The sequence below is a fragment of the uncultured Faecalibacterium sp. genome (assembly GCF_900066275.1).
Lineage (GTDB): Bacteria > Bacillota > Clostridia > Oscillospirales > Ruminococcaceae > Faecalibacterium > Faecalibacterium taiwanense.
The window spans coordinates 1-21,363 of record NZ_FMFG01000038.1; the positions used below are offsets into that span (position 1 = coordinate 1).

Below are 21,363 nucleotides of genomic sequence, written 5' to 3' on the forward strand. Positions count from 1 at the left end.
TATGGACGGTTAGCTCAGCTGGTAGAGCATCTGCTTGACGTGCAGGAGGTCACAGGTTCGAGTCCTGTACCGTCCACCACGAGTCCCCAGACCAAAAGGTCTGGGGACTTTTTTCGTGGTGGGCGGTACAGAACTCGAACAGGGCGGCGGCGCATAGCGCCATAAGCAAAGCCACAGTGCGGCTTTGCTTAGCCCGCGGTTCCCAACGGCTAGGAATGTCTACCAAGAAAGATGTCGCCCGACCATTCGGTCTGGGAATGTGGTGGGCGGTACAGAACTCGAACAGCAATAAACAAAGGCAGGGTATCACCGTGGCGGTGTGCCCTGCCTTTTGTTTTGCATCCCCCTATATTGTGCGTTTCGGGTCAATCGCTGCGTACGTCCGCACATGGTCGGTACGCACGTACGCAGGAAAAAGGGCAAGTTCTGATATATAACAGTAGTCTTTTATTGTGTAATATGATATACTCACGTCAACATAACAATTGTGAATGAGCGCAATTTCAAATGGACATCAATCGTATTTTAAGTGAACGAGCTATCTAAAAAAGGAGGTATTTGCTATGAAAAAAGCATCGAACATTTGGGTTCGCAGAGGTCTTTTGCTTCACCGTTTGCATGGACAGGAATTAGCATTAGCTCTCCTATTAAAGCAAAAACCGATGTCTGCTCCACAAATTTGCTCGTCCCTTTTGGAAAAAGAAATACGCTTTGACCGCAAGAAGATTGGAAAACTTTTGGCAGACCTTGAATGGTGGGGAGTTGTCTCTAACGATAGTGGTGTATATAGCTGCCAATGCGCTGTGCTGGATAACTGTCAAGAGCGCTATAACGAGAGCCAGTTGATCGATTTGATTGGGTTGACTCAAAACACTGTGAACGGCCAATCTTTTTATAGTTCTATGCCTCCGATGAGCGTCAGTTCTCGTGGACCCAGTGGTGCATAATCATGTAATTTCCAAATAGTAAGAAGCAGGGTTTGGGGCAGGCACGCCCCAACAAGTTCGCGTTTGCGAAGCAACAAACGCCCCAGTGGGGTGTTTGAGTGGCAGCCCGGTCTTGCGCTGGAAAATTATAAAAACCCGGAATCTTTTTGGGGCCAAAATGGCTCAAAAAGGGTTCCGGGTTTCTGATTTTGCGCTATTCCTTTGTGCAAGCTGCTATCGCATTTTTATTTTGCAACAGCCCCTCTTTTTTATTTTCGGGTATAGGCTTCCATGCCGTGCTCGGCGGGGTCGTAATATTCCATCAGGGTGATGTAGTTTTCCGGGTAGTGGCAGAATGCCGCACGCAGAACGCTGTCTGCCGGGCTGTTCACGCTCATCAGGCTGAGGATGTAGTACACCAGCATCCTCAGCACATCGCTCTCCACCTCGTAGCACAGACCCACCGCCAGCACCGGCACCACCACCTGCTGCGCCCGCAGCGGCACGATGGCCCCCACCTGCTCCAGAATGGGTCTGCTCATGGCCGAAGCCGTCATCACGCAGCGCAGCACCTTCGTCCACGACATTTTACGGATGTTCTCCATGCTGCGCAGCCGTTCCATCACAGCTTCATCGTCCAGGATCACGCCCTCGGCCGCCTCTTTCTCCGAGAGGGTAAAGGCACACTGCAGCATATCCATAAAGGCAGCTTCATATTTTTCGTGGTAATTTGCGGCGCTTTTGCAGAACGCCAGAGCCGCCGCGATCACCGAATCCACATCTTCCTTTGTGGCCAGCTGGTCGAACCGCAGCGGCACGCCGCCCATCCGGCTCTCGATGATGCTCAGATCATCCAGCTCGTTCTGGTACGCCGTGGAGGGCAGAAAGCGGTCGTTTCCGTTGCGGTGGTAGCCCCACTCTTCCGGCATCACGCGGGCCACGATATCGCCGCTGGAAATGATGTTGAAGATATTGCTTACATCCCAATCCGTTTTCAGTCCTCCGTCTGCCGTGTGGTCGTTGTCGTAGTCCGCCTGCAGATCCGGGCGGTCTGCTGCCGTCAGTGCCGCCGGTGCGGCAAAGGTGTAAACAAAGGTATTTTCCTGCGCGATCTGCGGCAGCTGCTGCCGGATGCGCGCCGCCGTCAGGTTTGCCACAGCCGCGCCGCGGCTGTAGCCGCCCAGCCAGAGCTTGATGGTGCCCAGCGTTCCCGCTGCAGCCTCGGCTTTTTTCAGGTAGTCCTGCAGATCTTCAAAAAAATGCTCTGCTGCTGTCACAAAGCCATAGTGCCCGCCGCCTTCGCCCACATGCAGGTTGCTGGCCCACTCGGCACCATAGCCGACACCGCGCAGCATGGCTGCAATAATGGTGGTGCGCTGGCCATCCTGTACCAGTGTTTTCTGCGCAAAAGCACAGCCCGCGGTATCCACCGGGGTGTTCAGGCTGCACTGGTAGCCCGCATAGACCGCATTGGCAAAGCCAAGCTTCTGGTAGGCATCCGCAATGCTGTCCTCACGGCCCGCTTCACCCTCCACCCAGTAAAGCGCATCGCTCTGGTAGGTGTTGCCACTTGCCGCCACAAGGCCCAGCGTTGCCAGTGCCAGCTTGTGGCTGTACTGCAGCGCCGTGTTCTCAAAAAAGGCATCTGTATAATAAAAATCGTGGGAGAGATCTGTTTCGCTGTGGTCGCTGCGGAAAGCAAAGGAGTAGTAATCCTCCGGCACCGCACTGCCCACCACAGCCTGTGCGGCCTGCGGCAGCAAAGCCTCTGCCGCCGCGTGCGGGGCCAGCACGCCTGCCACGGCAGCTGCTGCCGCCTTGCAAAAGGCACGTCGTTTTATGGTCTTCATCTTCCTGCTCCAATCAAGGCTTCTGCATAAAACCAGCCTGTTTTTCTAAGTATAGCGGATTTTGCACGCTGATACAATCGCTCTTTCTTAATAAAAAAACAGTCCATGCTCCACACACAGACTGTTTTATGGTATAGTATAAAGGTGTCCGGCTCATCTCAGCTCGATCTGCCTGCAGTAGTCCACGATGTGGTGGAACATCTGTTCCACTGCCGGGGCCATTGCGGCGGGGCGCTGCACAGCCAGGCCCACCACACGGTCTTCCTCTGGCTCGATGGGATAGATCTTGATCGCGGCCTTGCAGTCGCGCAGCAGCATCTGCGGCATGATGGAAATGCCCAGACCTGCTTCCACCATGGCGATGTTGGACTGGTCGTCAATGACATGGCAGCGGCGCTCGGTGCCGATCTTATATTTTTTCAGGAACTGGCGCATCTCAGCATCGGTGGCATCGCACTGCACAACGAAGCTTTGGCCGTTCATCAGGGCGGGAGTCATCACGCCGTTTTCCGGTTCGGGCCAGTCCTGCGGCACGATGCACAGCAGCGGCTCGCGGAACAGCTCGGTGAGGTTGAACTCTTCACGGCAGGTGGAGGAAAGGAACGCGATATCCACCTGACCGGTTCGCAGCCATTCCTTCACATCGTCGTAGGTGCCCTGATACACCTCGATCTCGATCTGCGGGTAGTGGGTCATAAAGCTTTTGAGCAGGCCCGGCAGCAGCGAAGCACACACCGAGTTGAATACGCCCAGCTTCACCTTGCCCTTTTCCAGGCCGTTCAGGCGGGCGATGCTCTGCTTGAGGGCCTCGTCGCTGTTGAGCACATCGCGAATAGAGGGATACAGGGATGCGCCGTAGCTGGTCATGGATACGCCGTTTTTGCCGCGGTTGAACAGAGCAAAGCCCAGCTCCTCCTCCATTACGGCAATGGCGTGACTGATGGCCGATGGGGTCAGGTGCAGCTGCTGTGCCGCCTTGTTGAAGCTGCCCTGCCGGGCCACAGCATCAAAAATCTCGTAGGAAAAAAGCGTCATGCCCAAAGCCTCCTTCCGTTTTTACTGGTTCGGAGACGCCCGATTCTCTGTGAATCTTTTTCATCTTTCATTTGAGATAGTTCAATTATCTTCTTGATTGTACTATCCCGCGCCTTTTCTGTCAAGCATTTTTGCCCGATTTATGCGCCTTTCCGGCGTATTTTGTCAAAGATGACGCAGGAGCCTGCCAGCCTGCGCCGTATCATTAAAAAAGCACAAAAAGTAGATTTTTTATCAAGTGAGGGATTCCTTATGACCGAGACTGCCAAAGCCCCTGTCCGCTGTGGACTCAGCGGCACAGCGCTCAAATACATCGCCTGCATCACCATGCTCATTGATCACATCGGCGCTTCCTGCATCGAAGCCGGTATCCTGCTGCCGGCCCTCGCCGCCGGTGCTGCCAGCTGCGGTGGCATCCCGGTCAGCACCCTGCTGGCGGCAGACCGTGTGCTGCGGTATATCGGGCGGCTGGCCTTTCCCATCTTCTGCTTTCTGGCCGTGGAGGGCTTTCTGCACACCCACGATGTAAAAAAATACGTCCGGCGGCTTCTGCTGTTCGGCCTTCTGAGCGAGGTGCCTTTTGACCTTGCCTTTTTCCGCACACCGTTCGCCCCGCAGCACCAGAACGTTTACTGGACGCTGGCGCTGGGCGTGCTGGCTATGACAGGACTCAAGCGCTTTGAAAAGGAAAACGGCCTGCCCGGCTGGCAGGGGCTTGTGTGGGCGGGCGGCTGCGCCGCGCTGGCGCTGGCATCCAACACCGACTACCACGCCATCGGCGTGCTCATCATCTGCACCCTGTACCTGACCCGCGCAGACCGCAAGCGGCAGTGCCTTGCAGGTGCGCTGCTGTTTTTGTTCGAGCTGACCGCGCCGCTGGCCTTTGTGCTGGTCTGGTTCTACAACGGGCAGCGCGGCGCGTGCAGTCCGCTGCAAAAAAAGGCCTTTTACTGGTTCTACCCGGTGCACCTGCTGGTGCTAGCAGGTATCACAAACCTTATGCTATAACAGCAGAAAGCCCGCCGTCCAAAGACAGCGGGCTTTTTTACAGCTTCTCACATCGGGAACATAACGCCTGTCAGCAGCAGCATGGCAGGCACTGTGACCAGCATACACACGGTGGAGTGGGCCACCGCCTGACTGGCAAGGGTCGCCTCGGTGCCGGTCTGCTTGGCCAGCACAGCGGCAAGGCTGCCGGCCGGGCAGCATGCAATGATGGACAGGCCGGTGCGCAGCACATTGTCCAGCGGCAGCAGCCACAGTAGCAGCATGAACAGCAGCGGGAACAGGATGCCGCGCAGCAGGGTGACCCGGTACAGGAAACCGGTGTGCAGCAGCGCACGGATGTCGCTGTCTGCCAGCAGCACACCTACGATCATGAGCGCCAGCGGGGTGGTGCAGCCGCCCACCGTACTGCAGAACTGCTGCACCGGTGCGGGCAGCCGCCAGCCGGTGGCCAGCAGCACCAGCATAGCCACCGTGGCAATGTTGGTGGGGGTGATGAAGGTCTTGAGCCGGATCTTCTCGCCGGGGCGGAACAGGCACACCACATAGGTAAAGAACCATACATTATAAGAGGCCATGGCCATGCCTGCAAACACAGTGCCGCGCGCGGTGCCCAGCAGGGCGCTGCACAGCGGCAGGCCGATGAAGCCGCAGTTGGGCATAGCTGCCGTGCCCACCAGCACCGCATACTTGCCCGGCGTGTCGTGGTGCAGCCAGCTGCTCAACCGGCACAGGCCGGTGGTCGCCACAAACAGTGCCAGCAGCAGCACGAACAGCACCCCTGCCTGAGTGAGCAGCTCCGGCTCACCGTCCACGGCTGCACCAGCCAGCATGGTACAGGGCAGCAGAAGCTTCATGATAAAATCCGACAAAAACTTGCTGTCACGATCCTTGATGATGCCGCTGCGTGCACCTACATAACCCAGCAGCACTTCCAGGAAGATCACCGTGATCTGACCTGCCAAAACGCCAAACGCCATTGGTTCCTCCTCTTTGTTCCACAAGCCGCATTTTTCCTTTACAAAGGAAAAAGCCCATTGATTTCAACGAATCAACGAGCTTTTTCTTGGCGGAGTAGGAGGGATTTGAACCCTCGCGCCGTTGTTTAGACGACCTACGCCCTTAGCAGGGGCGCCTCTTCGACCTCTTGAGTACTACTCCAGAGCAAAGTGTGTTACACTTATTCAATAAAAAATGGCGGAGAGAGTGGGATTCGAACCCACGGTACGTTGCCGTACGGCAGTTTTCAAGACTGCTTCCTTAAACCACTCGGACATCTCTCCTTGTGGACATCCGCCTTACGCCGTGTCGAATGCCTATTTAATTTACCAGATTTGCACGCCGGTGTCAAGCCTTTGGCGCAATTTTTTTCTTTCAGCCCTTAAAAACAAAATTTACCACAACCTTTTTGGGTCTTGGCCTGTTTCAGGTCTTTACAAGTACACCTTTTTGTTGTATAATAAACACAAGAAAATTTCCTCGCGGTGTAAAGGAGAAATATACCATGTCGTTTTCAGAACTTTTGAAGCAGTGCCGCAAAAAGCAGGGCATCAGCCAGGCTGAGCTGGCTTCCAAACTGGGCGTGACACAGCAGGCTGTCGGCAAATGGGAAAGCGGCAAGTCCTCTCCCGATCCGTCTACCGTGGCCCGCATTGCCGAGCTTTTGAACACCACAGCAGATTATCTGCTGGGCCTGTACCGCCCGGTAAGCAATGTTTCCGCCCCGGAAGAGCGGTTCTTTGGCAGCTATTCTGAAAGCCTGATCCCGGTGATCGGCACAGTAAAGGCCGGTTACGGTGCCCTCGCCTTTGAGGAGGACTACGGTCAGGAGTATGCCCGTGTGAAGGACCCCTCCAACTATTTTTATCTGGTGGTGCGCGGCGACAGCATGGAGCCCCGCATTCAGGACGGCGACCTTGCCCTTGTGCACAAGCAGGACACACTGGAAAACGGCGACCTTGGCGTGCTGATCTACGGCGATGAGGGCGAGGGCACCCTGAAGCGCTATATCCAGCGCGGCAATTGCGTGGTGCTGCAGCCCTTCAACCCGGCCTACAGCGAAATGGTCATCAAGGGCGAGGACCTGAACCATCTGCACATCGCCGGCCGCGTGGTGGAGACCAAGGCGAAGTGGTAATAACTCCTTCCGTCTGCTCACGCTGTTCGCAGCCACCTCCCTCATGGAGGGAGGCCTTGGCAAAACCGGAAACTTTCCCGTACTGCCAAAGGCTCCTCCTCCGGGGGAGCTGGCACGGCGGCAGCTGTGACTGAAGGAGTTCGGCACAAATTGATGTAAAGCCATCTGCAATTTTGCGCATGGCTTTATTTTTTGACCCTTTTTCCCACTTTGGAGGTGTATTCTGCATGGAACAGACCCTGATGGACAAGCTTACCATTCTGGCCGACAGCGCCAAATATGATGTTGCCTGCACCTCCAGCGGCGCATCCCGCACCGCACGGGCAGGCATTCTTGGCAGCTGCTATGCACCGGGCTGCTGCCACGCCTTTACCGCCGATGGCCGCTGTGTAAGCCTTTTAAAGGTGCTCATGACCAACTGCTGTGCCTTCGACTGCAGCTATTGCGTCAACCGCAAGTCCAACGATATCCCCCGTGCCACCTTCACGCCCCGGGAGCTGGCTGAGCTGACTGTGGAGTTTTACCGCCGCAACTACATTGAAGGGTTGTTCCTTTCCAGCGCGGTGCTGGGCACGCCGGACTACACCACCGAACGGATGCTGGCCGCCCTGCGGCTGCTGCGGGGCGAATACCGCTTTGGGGGCTACATCCACGCCAAGGCCATCCCCGGCACCAGCCCGGAACTGCTGCAGCAGCTGGGATATCTGGCCGACCGCCTGAGCGTGAATGTGGAGCTGCCCAGTGAGCAGAGCCTGAACCTGCTGGCCCCGGACAAAGGGCGGCACTCCATTTTCCGGCCCATGAAGCAGATCGCAGTTTCCGGCGCGCAGAGCAAACAGGAGCTGACCGTCTACCGCCATGCGCCAAAGTTCGCACCCGCCGGGCAGAGCACCCAGATGATCGTAGGCGCTTCGCCGGAGACAGACTACCACATTTTAAAGCTCACTGAGGGCATGTACCGGAAGTACAGTCTGAAACGGGTGTTCTACTCCGCCTACATCCCGGTAGCCGAGGACACCCGCCTGCCTGCGCTGGACACCAAACCCCCGCTTTTGCGGGAGCACCGGCTGTATCAGGCTGACTGGCTGCTGCGGTTTTACCAGTTCAAGGCAGACGAAATTCTGGATGAAGCCAACCAGAGCTTCAACCCCTACCTCGACCCAAAATGCAACTGGGCCGTGCAGCACTACGGGCTTTTTCCGGTAGATGTGAACCGCGCGCCCTTTGAAATGTTGCTGCGTGTGCCGGGCATCGGCCCCAAAAGTGCCCGGCGCATCTGGCACGCGCGCAAGCTTTCCAGCCTTGGGTTGGACGAGTTGAAGCGCATGGGCGTGGTGCTCAAGCGGGCACAGTATTTCATCACCTGCAAGGGTTTTGCGGGTGCGCACCCGGGCCGTGGCACCGCCGGGCGGGAGCGCATCACGCAGGCGCTCATCGACCCCAACGTGTTCGGCGGCAGCTGCGAACAGCTCAGTCTGTTCACGCCGCCTGCGGTGGACGATCTGATCACGCAGGGCGTGGCACCGCGCGCAGCCATGCGCATGGTGCGGGAGGAGGCAGTGCAATGTCTGGCGAAGGCGCTGTAAATGTTCAAGTTCAGAAAGCCCGCAGGCTCCACGATGCGGATGTGGTGTACCTCTACGACAGCAGCTTTGAAGGCTTTCTGTGCTGCGTGTTCGAGAGCTTTGCCCAGCACGAGATCCCCTTTGCGGTGTGGACACCCCAGCGGGAAACTTCCACCCTGTACCCGGTCAAGGACATCCCCACCGACCACGCCAAGGCTCAGCGGGTGTTTGCCAGCTTTGGCAGAAAGCTTGGCCCCGAGACAGAGTACCTCGTCAGCCGGGATTTCCTCTCCGGGCGGGAGGACAAAGAGCTGCTGCTCATCCGCTTTCTGCATCTGGCCTTCGCCCTCGGCCCCGGCACCGTGAAGCGCACCGGCCACCCGGACGTGGCCCCGCTGTATGAGATGAAGAAAAGCCTTGACTGGGAAGTGGACAAGTTTCAGGGCTTTGTGCGGTTTGAGGAGCACGACGGGATGCTGGGCGCCGTCATCCACCCCAAAAACTACATCCTGCCGCTGCTGCGGCCCCACTTTTGCGGACGGTTCCCGGAAGAGAACTTTATGATCTACGATGCGGTGCATCAGGCTGTGCTGCTGCAGGAGGACCACAAGGCCCGGCTGCTGGAGCTGGCTGCACCGCTGGAGCTGCCGCCGCCCAGCGAGCGGGAGCAGCAGTTTCAGGCATTGTGGAAGCAGTTCTACCAGACGCTGGAGATCAAGGCCCGCCACAACGAAAAATGCCGCATGACCCACTGCCCCAAGCGCTTTTGGGCCGATATGGTGGAGATGAAAGATGAATTTTAACAAAAACGTTGCATCTGCGGCGTTGCAACCCCCAAAACCTATGGTATACTATAAGAGATATCCGGCAGGCCTTCTGCCGAACACTCCCGCACTGCTGCGGGGCAACACAAAAGGAGTATTGTAGCGTTATGGTTCGCATTACTATGGAAGACGGCGGCATCATCGATATCGAGCTGAACGAAGAAGCCGCTCCTATCACCTGTGAGAATTTCAAGAAGCTGGTCAGCGAGGGCTTTTACAACGGCCTGACCTTCCACCGCGTGATCCCCGGCTTTATGATCCAGGGCGGCTGCCCGCTGGGCAACGGCACCGGCGGCCCCGGCTGGAACATCAAGGGCGAGTTTGCTGCAAACGGCGTGAACAATCCGCTCAAGCACACCCGCGGCGTGATCAGCATGGCACGCGCCATGAACCCCAACAGCGCCGGCAGCCAGTTCTTCATCATGCATCAGGATGCACCTCATCTGGACGGCCAGTACGCTGCCTTTGGCAAGGTGGTTGCAGGCATGGATGTTGTGGATAAGATCGCAGCTGTCCGCACCGACTGGAACGATAAGCCCACCACCCCGGTCAAGATGAAGACCGTGGAGCTCATTGAGGGCTGATTTTTAAACCTAAAAAATCCCGACACCTTGCGGTGCCGGGATTTTTGTTTTCGTTGATGCTTGTTTTTAGCAGCCTTCCTTTTCGGCCAGCTTGCGGCCCATGAGCACGCCCATGACCGAAGCCATCATCAGGCCGCGGGTCCAGCCGGAGGAGTCGCCCAGACAGTGCAGGCCCTTGATGTTGGTGTCAAGGTTCTCGTCCATCTTCACCTTGTTGGAGTAGAACTTCAGCTCCGGGCTGTACAGCAGCGTCTCGTTGGCGGCAAAGCCGGGCACCACCATATCCAGCATCTTGATGAACTCAATGATGTTGGTCATGGCGCGGTAGGGCATGGCGGCGGTAATGTCGCCTGCCACGGCATCCTTCAGGGTGGGCTTCACGTTGGACTGGGCCAGCTCCTTCTGCCAGGTGCGCTTGCCGTCCAGGATGTCGCCGTAGCGCTGCACCATGATGTGGCCTGCGCCCAGCATGTTGGTCAGCTCGCCCACCTTCTGTGCGTAGGCAATGGGCTGGTTGAACGGCTCGGTAAAGTTGTGGGAAACCAGAATCGCAAGGTTGGTGTTCTCGCTCTTTTTCTCCTTGAAGCTGTGGCCGTTGACCACGGCAAGGTCGTTGTCGTAGTTTTCCTGCGCCACAAAGCCGCCGGGGTTCTGGCAGAAGGTGCGCACCTTGTTCTTCCAGGGCTTGGGGTAGCCGATGAGCTTGGACTCATACAGCACCTTGTTCACCTTTTCCATGACCTCATTGCGGCACTCCACGCGCACACCGATGTCCACGGTGCCGGGCTTATGGGCAATGTGGTGCTCGGCGCAGATCTTTTCCAGCCAGTCTGCGCCGCGGCGGCCGGTGCCAATGACCACGGTATCCGCATACACAGGCCGGACCTGATCGCCGTCCTTCAGCAGTACGCCCTTGCACTCCTCATTCTCAAGGATGATGTTCTCGCACTCGGTATTGAACAGCATCTCCACGCCGTTGTCGGCCAGATAGTTCTGGATGGCCAGATACAGCTGCTGCGCCTTCTCTGTGCCCAGATGGCGGATCGGGCAGTCCACCAGCTTCAGACCGGCATGGATGGCGTTCTTGCGGATCTCCTTGATCTCCTCGCCGGTGTAGATGCCCTCCACATGGGGGTCTGCGCCGAACTCAAGATAGATCTTGTCGGTGTAGTCGATAAGCTTCTGCGCAAACTCCTCTCCGATCAGGGTGGGCAGGTCGCCGCCCACCTCATAGGAGAGGCTCAGCTTGCCATCCGAGAAGGCACCTGCACCGGAAAAGCCGGTGGTGATGGCGCAGGTGGGGCGGCAGTTGACGCAGTGGCCCACTTCGGCTTTGGGGCAGTGGCGCTTTTCCACGGGCTTGCCCTTTTCCACCAGCAGCATCTTCTTTTTGCTGCCGTGGCGCAGCAGCTCCACAGCGGTAAAAATGCCAGCCGGGCCGGCACCGACAATGATCAGATCATACTTTTCCATTTCTCTTTTTCCTTTGCTTAGTCGTTAGTATAAAACCCTCTCAGTCAACGCCTGACGGCGTTGCCAGCTCCCCCGAGGGGGGAGCTTTTTCCTTCGGAAGAAAGGGTACACCTTCTTCACAGTATGAGGAAAACGTCATCAAAACAGCGCATTAAGCTCGCCCTTCGGGAGAGCTGGCGCGGAGCGCCTGAGAGGGTTTATTTCTCGTTCTCCTGTTCCACAGTGGCGCTCTCGTCCACCTCATCCAGCTCCACAGCGCTGGCCTCGGCATCGGTGCGGGTCACATCCGGGGCGACCACGCCGTCGCCGTTCAGGTCTTCACCGGTCAGGGACTCCAGCATGGACTGAGTCTCCGGGTGCAGCTTGGCAAAACGGCGCACGGCCAGCACCGTGTACAGGGCGCTGAGCAGGTTGATGGAACCCTCCACGATCAGGATGATGCCAATGGCCATGACCAGCGTTTCCATGGTGCCGAAGGGGTTCAGGATCATGATAACGCCCAGCACCACGCTGAGCACCGGCAGCAGCAGAAAGCTTTTCCAGCTGGAATAGCCGCAGCGGCGCAGGTCCAGTGCGTTCTGCACACGACTGATGCTGTCAAAGATCACGAACAGGCCGAACACGATGGGCAGGATACTCACCACGATGTCGCTGCGCAGGATCAGGAACGCACCCAATGCCAGACAGATGATGCCGGAGATCAGGGTGAGCTGGCTCTGGAACACACCGCGTTCCACCACAAAATAGCGGATGAGCTGCACCGCCGCGCAGGCCAGCACCACAGCGCCCAGCGCATAGCACACGATGTTCAGGGCCGTGGTGGGCTTCATGAGCAGAAAAACGCCCAGACCCAGATACAGCGCACTCATGAGCACCAGATTCCATTTGAGCTTTTTTACCATAGAGATCACGTTCCTTTCCTTTGCAGGGACAGTTTTTCACGCCCTCATTCGGCAGGGGAATACATGGGGGCAATGATGTTTTTGTTGATGCGGGCGTAGAAGCCAAGGCTCAGCAGGACACTGACGATCTCAGCGATGAGGAAGGCCCACCAGACATTGTTGACATTGCCGGTCTGTGCCAGCAGCCATGCGGCCGGCAGCAGCACGAACAGCTGCCGGCAGACCGAAACGATCAGGCTGAACACACCGTTGCCCAGTGCCTGAAACACCGAGCTGAGCACGATGCTGGCACCCGCCAGCAGGAAGTGCAGGCAGATGATGCGCATGGCCGGGATGCCAATGGCCAGCATGGCATCACTGGCCGCAAAGATGCCCAGCACCTTATCCGGTGCGAACTGGAAGATGCAGAAACCAATGAGCATGATGCACTCGGCATAGCAGACTGCCAGCTTGATGGTTTTTTTCACGCGGTCCGGTCTGCGGGCACCGTAGTTGTAGCTGATGATGGGCACCATGCCGTTGTTCAAGCCAAAGATGGGCATGAACACGAAGCTCTGCAGCTTGAAGTACACACCGAACACCGCCACCGCCGTGGCCGAGAAGCTCATGAGGATCAGGTTCATGCCAAAGGTCATCAGGCTGCCCACGCACTGCATGGCGATGCTGGGCAGACCCACCGTGTAGATGCGGCCAATGGCCTTGGCACTGGGCCGGAAGCCCTTGAAGCTGATCTGGATATCCGGGTTTTTGTTCAGGTTAAAGAACAGGGTCATGCCTGCGCCGCAGAACTGGCCGATGACCGTTGCCACAGCTGCGCCGGTGGTACCACTGAGGGCCTCACCGCAGTAGCCAAAGATGAAAATGGGGTCCAGAATGATGTTCACCACGGCACCCACCAGCTGACTGATCATGCTCAGGTAGGTGCGGCCGGTCGCGGCCAGCAGCTTTTCACCCATGGTCTGGGTGAAAAGGCCCAGACTGAAGATGCAGCATACCGAAAGATACTGGATGCCCTGCTGCGCAATAGCCGCATCACTGGTCTGTGCATAGAAATAGGGCTTCATGCAGGTAAGGCCAATGACGAGGAACACCACGAAGCTGCACAGCGAAAGAAAGATGCCGTTTTTCGCCGTGGCATTGGCACGGCTCTGGTTCTTTTCGCCCAGACTTTTGGACAGCAGGGCGTTCACGCCTACGCCGGTGCCCACGCCCACAGCGATCATCACATTCTGCAGCGAGAAGGCGAGGGACACAGCGGTGAGGGCGCTTTCACTCACATGGGACACGAACACCGAGTCCACCACGTTGTAAAGCGCCTGCACCAGCATGGAGATCATCATGGGCACGCTCAGCTTGACCAGCAGAGGGTTGATCTCCATGGTGCCCATAATGTTTTCCCGCGTTTGGGCGGGAGAGGTTTGGGGTTGCTTTGTTTCCACGTTTGCTCCTTTTGATGTTGAGGTTACAGGGAATATGGCAAGGCCGCTGCCGAATAACTCCTTCCGTCATCGCTGCGCGATGCCACCGCTCCCCTTTTTGTCACTTGCGTGACATCTTCCCCCGGCCGGGGGAAGTCTTTCTCAATGAGGGAGGCATTGGCAAAATCAGGAACTCCATCATACTGCCAAAGGCTCCCTCTCCGAGGGAGCTGGCACGGCGGGAGCCGTGACTGAAGGAGTAAAACAGTCGCCGTTGCCCGAAACGTGGGCAGGGTGCAAAAGCACCCTACCCACGAATCATCGTTGTTTTATTTTGAAGTGCCCGGGCGGTCAGCCAAGGTTCTTCTCCTTGGCTGCGGCTGCGTCCAGGATCATCTTCACGCAGGTCTCGCGGCCCAGAGCAGCGTTGATGGCCAGATCATAGTTGTGGGCATCACCCCAGCGGTTCTGGGTGTAGTAGTTGTAGTAGGCAGAACGGTTGCGGTCGGTCTTTTCCACCTCGTCCTTGATGCCCTTTTCGTCCTTGGCCTTGACCAGAGGATTGGTCTTTGCGTATTCCAGCCGCCACTCCTTGGGGGCGTACACGAACACGCGCAGCACATCCTTGCGCTCACGCAGCACATAGTCGCCGCAGCGGCCCAGGATCACGCAGGGGCCTTCCTCGGCCAGCTGCTTGATGATGCGGCTCTGAAGAATGAACACCTGATCGCCCAGCGGCAGCTCATTGCCCATGGTGTACAGACTGTACAGCAGGCTGTGAGTATGCCGTTTTTCACTGGCGGCAACAGCTTCTTCCGAAAGACCGGAGTGCTTTGCTGCCATGGTGATCAGCTCTTTGTCGTAAAGCTTGATGCCCAGCGCATTTGCCACATCTTCAGCGATGTAGCGGCCGCCCGTGCAGTATTCACGTCCCAAAGTGATGATCGTCTTTGCCATAATGTGTTCCTCCTATGTCTTGATCTATAGCCCAAAGGCTTTGGGTCGGGCCGGTCATTCCGCCGGCTTTTCCTGTGCCTGGGAAACAGGTTGCTCCGGCGTGGGGCGCGGCTTTGGCAGCCGCACCTCCGCCACGCGCATGGCACCGGTCTGGTCCACTGCATACACGCTGCAGCGGCAGCCTGCGGCCATGATCTTTTCCGGGAAGCGGATGCCGCCCTCCGGCGTGCGCTCCATCCGGCAGAAGCTGCGGTGGGCGGTGGTGGCGTGGGCCACACCGTCGTGGCACGCACAGGCCACCCAGCCGGAAAAGCCTTCCGGCAGCGGGTCCTTCACGCCGCGCTGCTCAAAATAATAAACGTCTGCCGTCTCGCCGGGCACCAGCTCGCAGCGCATCCGCAGCGGACGGTTGGCGGCAACATCGCGGGGTTTTGCCCGCAGGGCGATGGCGCGCCCGGTAAAGTAACGCATAAAGTCCACCAGTGCCATGGTGCAGTTCACTGCGCCGTTGGAATCTGCGGTGGGGTCGTTCAGCAGCACATAATCTGCCATTACGGCATCGTCGTGACCAAAGCCGCGCAGGCCCATCCAGACCCGCACCGGGTCCCGCTGGCCGCGGATGCGCCGCTCCACCTGCACTGCCACACAGCAGTCATCGTGGATCTGGGCACGCAGGTCGGCAAGGTCCATCCATGCCTGCCAGCAGGGGTAGCCGCAGCAGCCGGCGGCAGCAGCCGCAAAGGCCGCATTGGCGGTGGTGCTGTGGGCCATGTCCTCCATCACATAGGCCACTTCTTCGGGCAGGACATCCTCGCCCCAGCAGTTCATCAGTGCCGCCATGACCAGCGGCAGATCCATGGTGCGCCCAAAGCTGGGATCGTGGGCCGCAAGGCAGTATTCCGGCAGATAGAGCTGCCGGTTCAGCGGGTGGCCGTTGTGCTTCTCCCACGCCAGCGGCCGCACTGCCGCGGCCAGCAGGCGCACTGCGGGCGAGACCTTGTCATCGTTGGTGGAAAGGTTCACCTGCAGCTGCACGCCGGTGCCGCCGCCGGGCGTTGCCACGGTCACGGTATCGCCCATGAGGAAGATCATGCCGTCGTCACTCTGGGAATTGCAGCTGCAGCGGGGGTAGCCCGGCGCCCACTTGCCAAAGCTCATCCAGCCGGTCCAGTTTCCTCCGGCATATACCCGGCAGCGCACCTCCACCATGGTGTTGTGGGGCGCAAAGGCGTTCCAGCTGACATTCAGGTTGCAGAAGGCCGGCATGGCAAATTCCGGCGTGGTGTAGCTGCCGTATTGCAGGCAGCGGCCCGCCACGCTGTCCAGCACCAGTGCACCGCCGTCCAGTGCCACATTGTCCAGCTGCCCGCGGGAGAAGGTCTCGGTGCCCTGCAAAACCAGATTATTCCGTTGTTCCATGGAGCACCCCTCCTTTGCGGAAGTTCAAATTTACTCTTCGGTGTCGTCGGTTCTTTCGCCGTAATCCTCTTGGAGGGCGGCTTCCAGCTCGGCATCCTTCATTTTGCGGATGCTCTCCTCAATGTGGAACACCTTTTCAATATCGCCGTAGATGATCTGGCAGGATACTTCGGTCACGAACCAGAAGCCGAAGATCAGCATGAGCAGCAGGCCCAGCGGCATGCACAGGATCACCACGCCCCAGAACAGGATCTGCACGATGGCCGCCGCCAGTGCGTGGGGCAGGAACGCGATCATGCAGTTGATGCTGTTTTTCACGGTCAGGCTGAAGGGCTGATCCAGCAGCACCACCTGCGGCCACATGTAGGCGAACAGCATCTGGAAGATGAGCAGGTTCAGCACCGTGGCCACCCACAGCGGCACGCCCACATTGGTGCCCTTGCTCAGCATATTGAAGCAGAAATACACAAGGAAGATCTGCGCCGTGACCACCACACAGTAGAAGATGCCCGGCGCAATGCTGGCCTTGAAGTTGCGCTTGAAGGCACGGCGATAGGTCACCCACCAGTAACCGGCTTCGTCACGCAGGGCACGCAGCACGGTATCGTACATGCCGGCCAGCGCAGGCCCGGCCAGAATGCCGCCTACCACCGCGCTTGCCAGCATGACAGGCAGGCTGTTTGCCAGAAAGCCGATGTACACCAGACAGATCACCGGCAGAAAGCCGATGCAGGCCAGCAGGTTTGCAAGGAACATGCCGTTCATATCACGGCCCACAAGCTCAAAAAAACGGCCCACGCCGGTCTTGCGGGGAGCATCCTTTTCAACGCCCTTACCGGCCTTGAAGTCATTTGCGGAAGGAAATAAACCCATGTTCGTATGGTACCTCTCTCTTCATCCATTGGGCCGGCAGAAAGCATTTCGTGCAGAAAGTGCCATTGTGCTGGCTTTACAACTATAAATATACCCGCATTTTGTCAATTTTGCAAGACCGCAGATCCTCCGATTTGTAAAAAAAGTGTTATTTCTCCCCTTTTTACAAAAAGTGTGATACAATGACAATGGCATATTTTGCCGGAGGGAGGAAAACGCAATGAGCATTTTTCGCACGATTGCGATGTTTATTTACTTATTTGGTTATATGATCGTCCATTATGGCGTGCTGCGCCGGGCGGAACGCGCTCTGGCTGCAGGCGACATGCAGCTGGTGGAAGAGCTTGTCAACAAGCATATCCCGCACTGGAGCCGGGGCATTTTAAAGGTGACCGGCGTTTCCCTGAGCGTGGAGGGCCTTGAGAATATCCCCAAAGATACGGCCTGCGTGTTCGTGGGCAACCACCGCAGCTACTACGACATCCCGCTTTTGCTGGCCAGTCTGGATAAGCCCCACGGCATCCTTGCCAAGGAAGAACTGGAAAAGATCCCGCTGCTGAACCGCTGGATGAAGCTGCTGGGCTGCGTGTTCGTGCAGCGCGACGACCTGCGGGCATCCGTGCGCGCCCTGAACGATGCCACTGCCATTGTGGAGAGCGGCAAGAGCTTCGTCATTTTCCCGGAGGGCACCCGCTACAAGGGAGAAGAGGGCGGTGCCGGTGAGTTCAAGGCCGGTGCATTCCGCATTGCCGTCAAGACCGGCGCACCGGTGGTTCCGGTGGCCATTACCGGTGCACGTGCCCTGTTTGAGAACAATGGCAACCTGTGCCATCCGGGCAGCGTGCATATCAAGGTGCTGCCGCCCATCCGGACTGCAGGCATGAGCAAGGCCGAGCAGAAGCAGCTGCCGGACGCTGTGCGTCAGGCCATTCTGGCACAGCTGTAAATCAGAACTTGGAGGAAACTGCCCCATGGCAAGCTACCGTTACGAACGCGATATCGACCCCAAAGACCTCCAGCCCCGCAAACAGCGCCAGTACACCCGCAAGGAACGCTGGGCCAACTGGTGGGATTATAACCTCAAGTGGGTCATCATCATCGGCATCATCGTGGTGTTCTTCGGCTACAACTTCATCGGGCAGTATTTCTTTACCGTCCATGCAGACTATAACGTGGCCGTGGTGGCCCCCCACTACCTGCCGGAAGCCACCCAGACCGCCCTGCAGGATGCCCTTGCCGCCTACGGCGAAGACCGGAACGGTGACGGCAAGGTGGTGGTAAAGCTGAACCTCTACACCATGGACTTTGGCAACGAGGACTCGGATGCCTACCTTGACATGGCAGGCACCACCAAGCTTTCCACCGACATTCAGGGCGCGCTGAGCTCCATCTTCATCCTGTACGACCCAGCCGGGTTCCAGCAGACCACCGGCACCCTGCGCTACCTCGACGGCAGCCTGCCGCAGTCCGACGCAGACAGTGACTGGTGGAACATGGTCTACCGCTGGACCGACTGCCCGGTGCTGGCGGGCCTTGATCTGGGCGATTACGCTTCTGATGCTGTGCAGAGCGAAAGCGGCTCCAGTCAGGAACTGATGAGCCGGTACTATATCGGCATCCGCGGCGCATGGAACAAGGACTCCGCCGACCTGCTTGAGGGCGGCGAAGAACTGTGGAACAAGCTGACCGCCGGGGCTGTTTCTACCGCCAGTGCAGAGGGCTGAGCCATGCGGTTCCGGGTAAAGCGCGGCGGGCCTGCCGCCGGGTTCACATTTGACCGCACAGCAAAGCCGGTGCAAAGGCCAGAGCCGGAAAAGCCGGTCTCCCTTGCACAGGCGCTGGATAATCCCTATGGGAGATATTACGGCAAAGCCCGCAGCAGGGAAGAACTGCTGAAAAACAGATAATATGCAAATAGAACTCCCCCAGTCGCCTTCGGCGACAGCCCCCTCGGGGATGGGGCCCTTGGCAGAGCCGGAAACTTTTCCGCTTTGTCAGCGGCTCCCTCTTTGAGGGAGCTGGCAAACCCGCAAGGGTTTGACTGAGGGAGTTCGTTTTCTATTTTGTTCTTTTTACACATATCTGATTTGAAATATTCTCCCCTTTGAAACGCCGGAGGTTTTGTTGTTTCTCCGTCCCAGTTATGGTATACTTACTGGGTATCTATTATCTTGATGGTATTTATCATACATGCAAAAGGATGTGAACCCATGGACGCACTGGAACAGGCACGCGCCGAGATCGACACGGTGGATGCCCAGCTGGCTGCGCTGTTTGAGCGGCGGATGGCCGCCGTGCTGCAGGTGGCCGAATACAAAAGAGCCCATGGCCTGCCCGTTTACGATGCCGCCCGCGAGACGGCAGTGCTGGAAAAGGCTGCGGCCCGCATTCAGGACCCGGCCCTGCGGCCCTACTATAAAGACCACGTGCAGAACCTGATGGACGTGGCAAAGCAGTACGAAGCCGTGGTGCTGAGCCAAAACCGCGCCGCCTATCAGGGCGTGGAAGGCGCTTTTGCCCACATTGCCCTCCGGGCGCTGTTCCCCCACGCCGAGGCTGTGAGCTACCCCACCTGGGACGAGGTGTTTGACGCGGTGGAACGCGGCGATGCTGCCCGGGGCGTCGTTCCCTTTGAGAACAGCCATGCGGGCGATGTTTCCGCCGTGCTGGATCTGTGCTATAACCATCCGGCGCTGTGGGTGGTGGATGTGTACGATCTGCCCATCTCCCAGAATCTTCTGGTGCTGCCGGGCACAAAACTCGACCAGATCAAAAGCGTCTACAGCCACCAGCAGGCCATCGCCCAGAGCGAGACCTTTTTAAGGCAGTTCGGCCTGCCCGCCACCGCCATGGCCAACACCGCCATGGCCGCAAAGTTCGTGGCCGAAAGCGGCGACTCCTCCAAAGCGGCCATTGCAAGCGTGGAGACGGCGGCACTGTACGGGCTGGAGGTGCTGGTGCCCAGCATCAACACCGACGGCGACAACACCACCCGCTTTATCGTGCTCAGCCGCGAAAAGCCCACCGGCGGCAACCGGTTCTCGCTGCTGTTCACGGTGGACAACAAACCCGGCAAGCTGGGCGAGGTGATCCAGATCATCGGTGCCAGCGGCTTCAATATGGAGTCCATCAAGAGCCGGCCCATGCCTCATGTGCCCTTTGAATATTATTTTTACGTGGAGCTGGTGGGCGACCCCACCGCCGACGAGACCGCCGCGCTGCTGCGTGAGCTTGACCGCACCTGCCGTACCGTGCGGCTGTTAGGAGTGTATACCAAATGAGTGAATTTATCGGAACCAAGCTGACCATGAATCTGGGCGAGCGCAGCTATGACATCATCGTCAAGAGCGGCTCGCTGGAAAACCTGTACCAGTTCGCCCGGCTGGACCGCCGTGTGGCCGTTGTGACCGACAGTGGTGTGCCCGCACAGTACGCCCAGATGGTGGCCGATCAGTGCAAGGATGCCCACATCATCACGGTGCCGCAGGGCGAAGCCAGCAAGAGCTTTAAAATTCTGGAATCCGTGCTGCGCCAGATGCTGGAATTCGGCATGGGCCGCGGCGATCTGGTGATCGCCGTGGGCGGCGGCGTGGTGGGCGATCTGGCCGGTTTTGCCGCTTCCATCTACATGCGGGGCATCGACTTCATCAACTGCCCCACCACCACCCTTTCCATGATCGATTCCTCCATCGGCGGCAAGACCGCCGTGGATCTGGGCGATACCAAAAACATCGTGGGCGCTTTCTGGCAGCCCAAGCTGGTCATCGTGGACCCGGACACCCTTTCCACCCTGCCCCGCCGCCACTTCATCAACGGTTTGGCAGAAGCCGTCAAGGCAAGCCTGCTGGCAGACCCTGAGCTGTTCGCGATCTTTGAAAATGGCGACGTAGATGCCCAGATCGGCGAGATCATCTGCCGCAGCCTGCGGTTCAAGAAGAACATCGTGGAGCAGGACGAGACTGAGCAGGGCATGCGCAAGGCCCTCAACTTCGGCCACACCATCGGCCACGGCATCGAGGCCGTCAAGGGCATCAAGGGCCGTCGCACCGTGGGCCTTTACCACGGCGAGTGCGTGGCGCTGGGCATGCTGCCCATGATCGAATCCAAGGCACTGCAGAAGCGGGTGCGCGCGGTGTACCGCCGCCTCGGCCTGCCCACCCGCACTACTTACGATAAGGAAAAGGTGCTGGCTGAAATGCTGCACGACAAAAAGGCACAGAGCGGCCAGATCACCATTATCAAGGTGCCGGGTCTGGGCTGCTGGCGCGCCGAGACCATCCCGGTGGAGGGCCTGCGTCCCCTGCTGGGCATTGAGGAGTAAGCCATGAAAAATACATTCGGCAGCGACCTTTCGCTGACCATTTTCGGCGAGAGCCATGGCCGCGCCATCGGCGC

20 protein-coding genes and 3 tRNA genes are annotated in these 21,363 nt (G+C 58.2%); 12 read left to right on the top strand and 11 right to left on the bottom strand.

Features of this window, described 5'->3' with window-relative positions:
* The first annotated feature begins 3 nt into the window (after positions 1-3).
* Together QZL71_RS10825 and QZL71_RS10830 are read left to right on the top strand one after the other, a co-directional pair.
* Positions 4-79, top strand: a tRNA-Val gene (locus tag QZL71_RS10825).
* 484 nt (positions 80-563) lie between these two features.
* Positions 564-947, top strand: coding sequence for a hypothetical protein (locus tag QZL71_RS10830; RefSeq protein ID WP_097776957.1), 384 nt, complete (start codon positions 564-566; stop codon positions 945-947).
* Positions 948-1,195: 248 nt separating this feature from the next.
* On the opposite strand, the gene QZL71_RS10835 is transcribed toward QZL71_RS10830, so the two are convergent.
* Positions 1,196-2,776, bottom strand: coding sequence for a lipase family protein (locus tag QZL71_RS10835; RefSeq protein WP_154260586.1), 1,581 nt, complete (start codon positions 2,774-2,776; stop codon positions 1,196-1,198).
* A 153-nt stretch (positions 2,777-2,929) separates the two neighbouring features.
* Positions 2,930-3,811 carry a LysR family transcriptional regulator gene (locus QZL71_RS10840; protein WP_005943485.1) on the bottom strand — a complete coding sequence of 294 codons (882 nt, stop codon included), beginning with the start codon at positions 3,809-3,811 and terminating at the stop codon, positions 2,930-2,932.
* A 252-nt stretch (positions 3,812-4,063) separates the two neighbouring features.
* Between QZL71_RS10840 and QZL71_RS10845 the strand changes: the two genes are divergently transcribed.
* Positions 4,064-4,819: a TraX family protein gene (locus QZL71_RS10845; protein WP_154260584.1), complete on the top strand. Its 756-nt coding sequence runs from the start codon at positions 4,064-4,066 to the stop codon at positions 4,817-4,819.
* Positions 4,820-4,866: 47 nt separating this feature from the next.
* Here the strand turns inward: QZL71_RS10845 and QZL71_RS10850 are convergent, their stop codons facing one another.
* From QZL71_RS10850 to QZL71_RS10860, 3 genes are all read right to left on the bottom strand, one after another.
* The gene (locus tag QZL71_RS10850) at positions 4,867-5,796 is read right to left on the bottom strand and encodes an AEC family transporter (RefSeq protein ID WP_005943489.1); all 930 of its coding nucleotides are present in this window, start codon (positions 5,794-5,796) and stop codon (positions 4,867-4,869) included.
* An 87-nt stretch (positions 5,797-5,883) separates the two neighbouring features.
* Positions 5,884-5,977 (bottom strand) — tRNA-Ser (locus QZL71_RS10855).
* 34 nt (positions 5,978-6,011) lie between these two features.
* A tRNA-Ser gene (locus QZL71_RS10860) sits at positions 6,012-6,099 on the bottom strand.
* Between the two features lie 221 nt (positions 6,100-6,320).
* Here QZL71_RS10860 and QZL71_RS10865 point away from each other — a divergent pair.
* From QZL71_RS10865 to QZL71_RS10880, 4 genes are all read left to right on the top strand, one after another.
* Positions 6,321-6,953 carry a LexA family protein gene (locus QZL71_RS10865; protein WP_005943491.1) on the top strand — a complete coding sequence of 211 codons (633 nt, stop codon included), beginning with the start codon at positions 6,321-6,323 and terminating at the stop codon, positions 6,951-6,953.
* A gap of 227 nt (positions 6,954-7,180) precedes the next feature.
* Entirely contained in the window at positions 7,181-8,539 is a 1,359-nt protein-coding gene (locus tag QZL71_RS10870; RefSeq protein ID WP_120080304.1) for a putative DNA modification/repair radical SAM protein, read from the top strand.
* On the top strand, positions 8,518-9,321 hold the full coding sequence (locus QZL71_RS10875) for a TIGR03915 family putative DNA repair protein (protein WP_005943494.1): 804 nt from the start codon (positions 8,518-8,520) through the stop codon (positions 9,319-9,321). Before QZL71_RS10870 ends, QZL71_RS10875 begins: the two co-directional genes overlap by 22 nt.
* A 128-nt stretch (positions 9,322-9,449) precedes the next feature.
* The gene (locus tag QZL71_RS10880) at positions 9,450-9,926 is read left to right on the top strand and encodes a peptidylprolyl isomerase (RefSeq protein ID WP_005943496.1); all 477 of its coding nucleotides are present in this window, start codon (positions 9,450-9,452) and stop codon (positions 9,924-9,926) included.
* 66 nt (positions 9,927-9,992) lie between these two features.
* Here QZL71_RS10880 and QZL71_RS10885 read toward each other — a convergent pair whose 3' ends face one another.
* From QZL71_RS10885 to QZL71_RS10910, 6 genes are all read right to left on the bottom strand, one after another.
* Positions 9,993-11,399 (bottom strand): NAD(P)/FAD-dependent oxidoreductase, encoded by a 1,407-nt coding sequence (locus tag QZL71_RS10885; protein WP_207698811.1) that lies wholly within the window; start codon positions 11,397-11,399, stop codon positions 9,993-9,995.
* A 197-nt stretch (positions 11,400-11,596) separates the two neighbouring features.
* Positions 11,597-12,301 carry an HdeD family acid-resistance protein gene (locus QZL71_RS10890; protein WP_097774646.1) on the bottom strand — a complete coding sequence of 235 codons (705 nt, stop codon included), beginning with the start codon at positions 12,299-12,301 and terminating at the stop codon, positions 11,597-11,599.
* A gap of 44 nt (positions 12,302-12,345) precedes the next feature.
* On the bottom strand, positions 12,346-13,740 hold the full coding sequence (locus QZL71_RS10895) for an MATE family efflux transporter (RefSeq protein ID WP_294648759.1): 1,395 nt from the start codon (positions 13,738-13,740) through the stop codon (positions 12,346-12,348).
* 330 nt (positions 13,741-14,070) lie between these two features.
* Positions 14,071-14,676, bottom strand: coding sequence for a cytidylate kinase-like family protein (locus QZL71_RS10900; protein WP_097774644.1), 606 nt, complete (start codon positions 14,674-14,676; stop codon positions 14,071-14,073).
* Between the two features lie 54 nt (positions 14,677-14,730).
* Positions 14,731-16,095 carry a hypothetical protein gene (locus QZL71_RS10905; protein ID WP_154260576.1) on the bottom strand — a complete coding sequence of 455 codons (1,365 nt, stop codon included), beginning with the start codon at positions 16,093-16,095 and terminating at the stop codon, positions 14,731-14,733.
* 30 nt (positions 16,096-16,125) lie between these two features.
* Positions 16,126-16,968, bottom strand: coding sequence for a DUF624 domain-containing protein (locus QZL71_RS10910; protein ID WP_097781200.1), 843 nt, complete (start codon positions 16,966-16,968; stop codon positions 16,126-16,128).
* Between the two features lie 220 nt (positions 16,969-17,188).
* On the opposite strand from QZL71_RS10910, the gene QZL71_RS10915 reads away from it, so the two are divergent.
* The 5 genes from QZL71_RS10915 to aroB all read left to right on the top strand — a co-directional run bounded on the left by QZL71_RS10915 (position 17,189) and on the right by aroB (position 21,289).
* Positions 17,189-17,914, top strand: coding sequence for a lysophospholipid acyltransferase family protein (locus QZL71_RS10915; RefSeq protein ID WP_005943505.1), 726 nt, complete (start codon positions 17,189-17,191; stop codon positions 17,912-17,914).
* 25 nt (positions 17,915-17,939) lie between these two features.
* Complete coding sequence (locus QZL71_RS10920) at positions 17,940-18,692, top strand: hypothetical protein (protein WP_097774641.1); 753 nt, start codon at positions 17,940-17,942, stop codon at positions 18,690-18,692.
* A 3-nt stretch (positions 18,693-18,695) separates the two neighbouring features.
* Positions 18,696-18,875, top strand: a complete 180-nt coding sequence (locus QZL71_RS10925; protein WP_005943509.1) for a hypothetical protein — start codon at positions 18,696-18,698, stop codon at positions 18,873-18,875.
* A 303-nt stretch (positions 18,876-19,178) separates the two neighbouring features.
* Positions 19,179-20,249: a bifunctional chorismate mutase/prephenate dehydratase gene (locus QZL71_RS10930; protein WP_005943511.1), complete on the top strand. Its 1,071-nt coding sequence runs from the start codon at positions 19,179-19,181 to the stop codon at positions 20,247-20,249.
* Positions 20,246-21,289, top strand: a complete 1,044-nt coding sequence (gene aroB / locus QZL71_RS10935; protein WP_294648761.1) for a 3-dehydroquinate synthase — start codon at positions 20,246-20,248, stop codon at positions 21,287-21,289. Before QZL71_RS10930 ends, aroB begins: the two co-directional genes overlap by 4 nt.
* The last annotated feature ends 74 nt before the right edge of the window (positions 21,290-21,363 follow it).

Excerpts from the sequence above, each read along its gene's own strand:
- QZL71_RS10885 (WP_207698811.1), bottom strand. The coding sequence starts at position 11,399 with ATGGAAAAGTATGATCTGATCATTGTCGGTGCCGGCCCGGCTGGCATT.
- QZL71_RS10835 (WP_154260586.1), bottom strand. The coding sequence starts at position 2,776 with ATGAAGACCATAAAACGACGTGCCTTTTGCAAGGCGGCAGCAGCTGCC.
- QZL71_RS10905 (WP_154260576.1), bottom strand. The coding sequence starts at position 16,095 with ATGGAACAACGGAATAATCTGGTTTTGCAGGGCACCGAGACCTTCTCC.
- QZL71_RS10920 (WP_097774641.1), top strand. The coding sequence starts at position 17,940 with ATGGCAAGCTACCGTTACGAACGCGATATCGACCCCAAAGACCTCCAG.
- aroB (WP_294648761.1), top strand. The coding sequence starts at position 20,246 with ATGAGTGAATTTATCGGAACCAAGCTGACCATGAATCTGGGCGAGCGC.
- QZL71_RS10930 (WP_005943511.1), top strand. The coding sequence starts at position 19,179 with ATGGACGCACTGGAACAGGCACGCGCCGAGATCGACACGGTGGATGCC.
- QZL71_RS10915 (WP_005943505.1), top strand. The coding sequence starts at position 17,189 with ATGAGCATTTTTCGCACGATTGCGATGTTTATTTACTTATTTGGTTAT.
- QZL71_RS10865 (WP_005943491.1), top strand. The coding sequence starts at position 6,321 with ATGTCGTTTTCAGAACTTTTGAAGCAGTGCCGCAAAAAGCAGGGCATC.
- QZL71_RS10830 (WP_097776957.1), top strand. The coding sequence starts at position 564 with ATGAAAAAAGCATCGAACATTTGGGTTCGCAGAGGTCTTTTGCTTCAC.
- QZL71_RS10925 (WP_005943509.1), top strand. The coding sequence starts at position 18,696 with ATGCGGTTCCGGGTAAAGCGCGGCGGGCCTGCCGCCGGGTTCACATTT.
- QZL71_RS10900 (WP_097774644.1), bottom strand. The coding sequence starts at position 14,676 with ATGGCAAAGACGATCATCACTTTGGGACGTGAATACTGCACGGGCGGC.
- QZL71_RS10880 (WP_005943496.1), top strand. The coding sequence starts at position 9,450 with ATGGTTCGCATTACTATGGAAGACGGCGGCATCATCGATATCGAGCTG.
- QZL71_RS10870 (WP_120080304.1), top strand. The coding sequence starts at position 7,181 with ATGGAACAGACCCTGATGGACAAGCTTACCATTCTGGCCGACAGCGCC.
- QZL71_RS10875 (WP_005943494.1), top strand. The coding sequence starts at position 8,518 with ATGTCTGGCGAAGGCGCTGTAAATGTTCAAGTTCAGAAAGCCCGCAGG.
- QZL71_RS10890 (WP_097774646.1), bottom strand. The coding sequence starts at position 12,301 with ATGGTAAAAAAGCTCAAATGGAATCTGGTGCTCATGAGTGCGCTGTAT.
- QZL71_RS10910 (WP_097781200.1), bottom strand. The coding sequence starts at position 16,968 with ATGGGTTTATTTCCTTCCGCAAATGACTTCAAGGCCGGTAAGGGCGTT.
- QZL71_RS10850 (WP_005943489.1), bottom strand. The coding sequence starts at position 5,796 with ATGGCGTTTGGCGTTTTGGCAGGTCAGATCACGGTGATCTTCCTGGAA.
- QZL71_RS10840 (WP_005943485.1), bottom strand. The coding sequence starts at position 3,811 with ATGACGCTTTTTTCCTACGAGATTTTTGATGCTGTGGCCCGGCAGGGC.
- QZL71_RS10845 (WP_154260584.1), top strand. The coding sequence starts at position 4,064 with ATGACCGAGACTGCCAAAGCCCCTGTCCGCTGTGGACTCAGCGGCACA.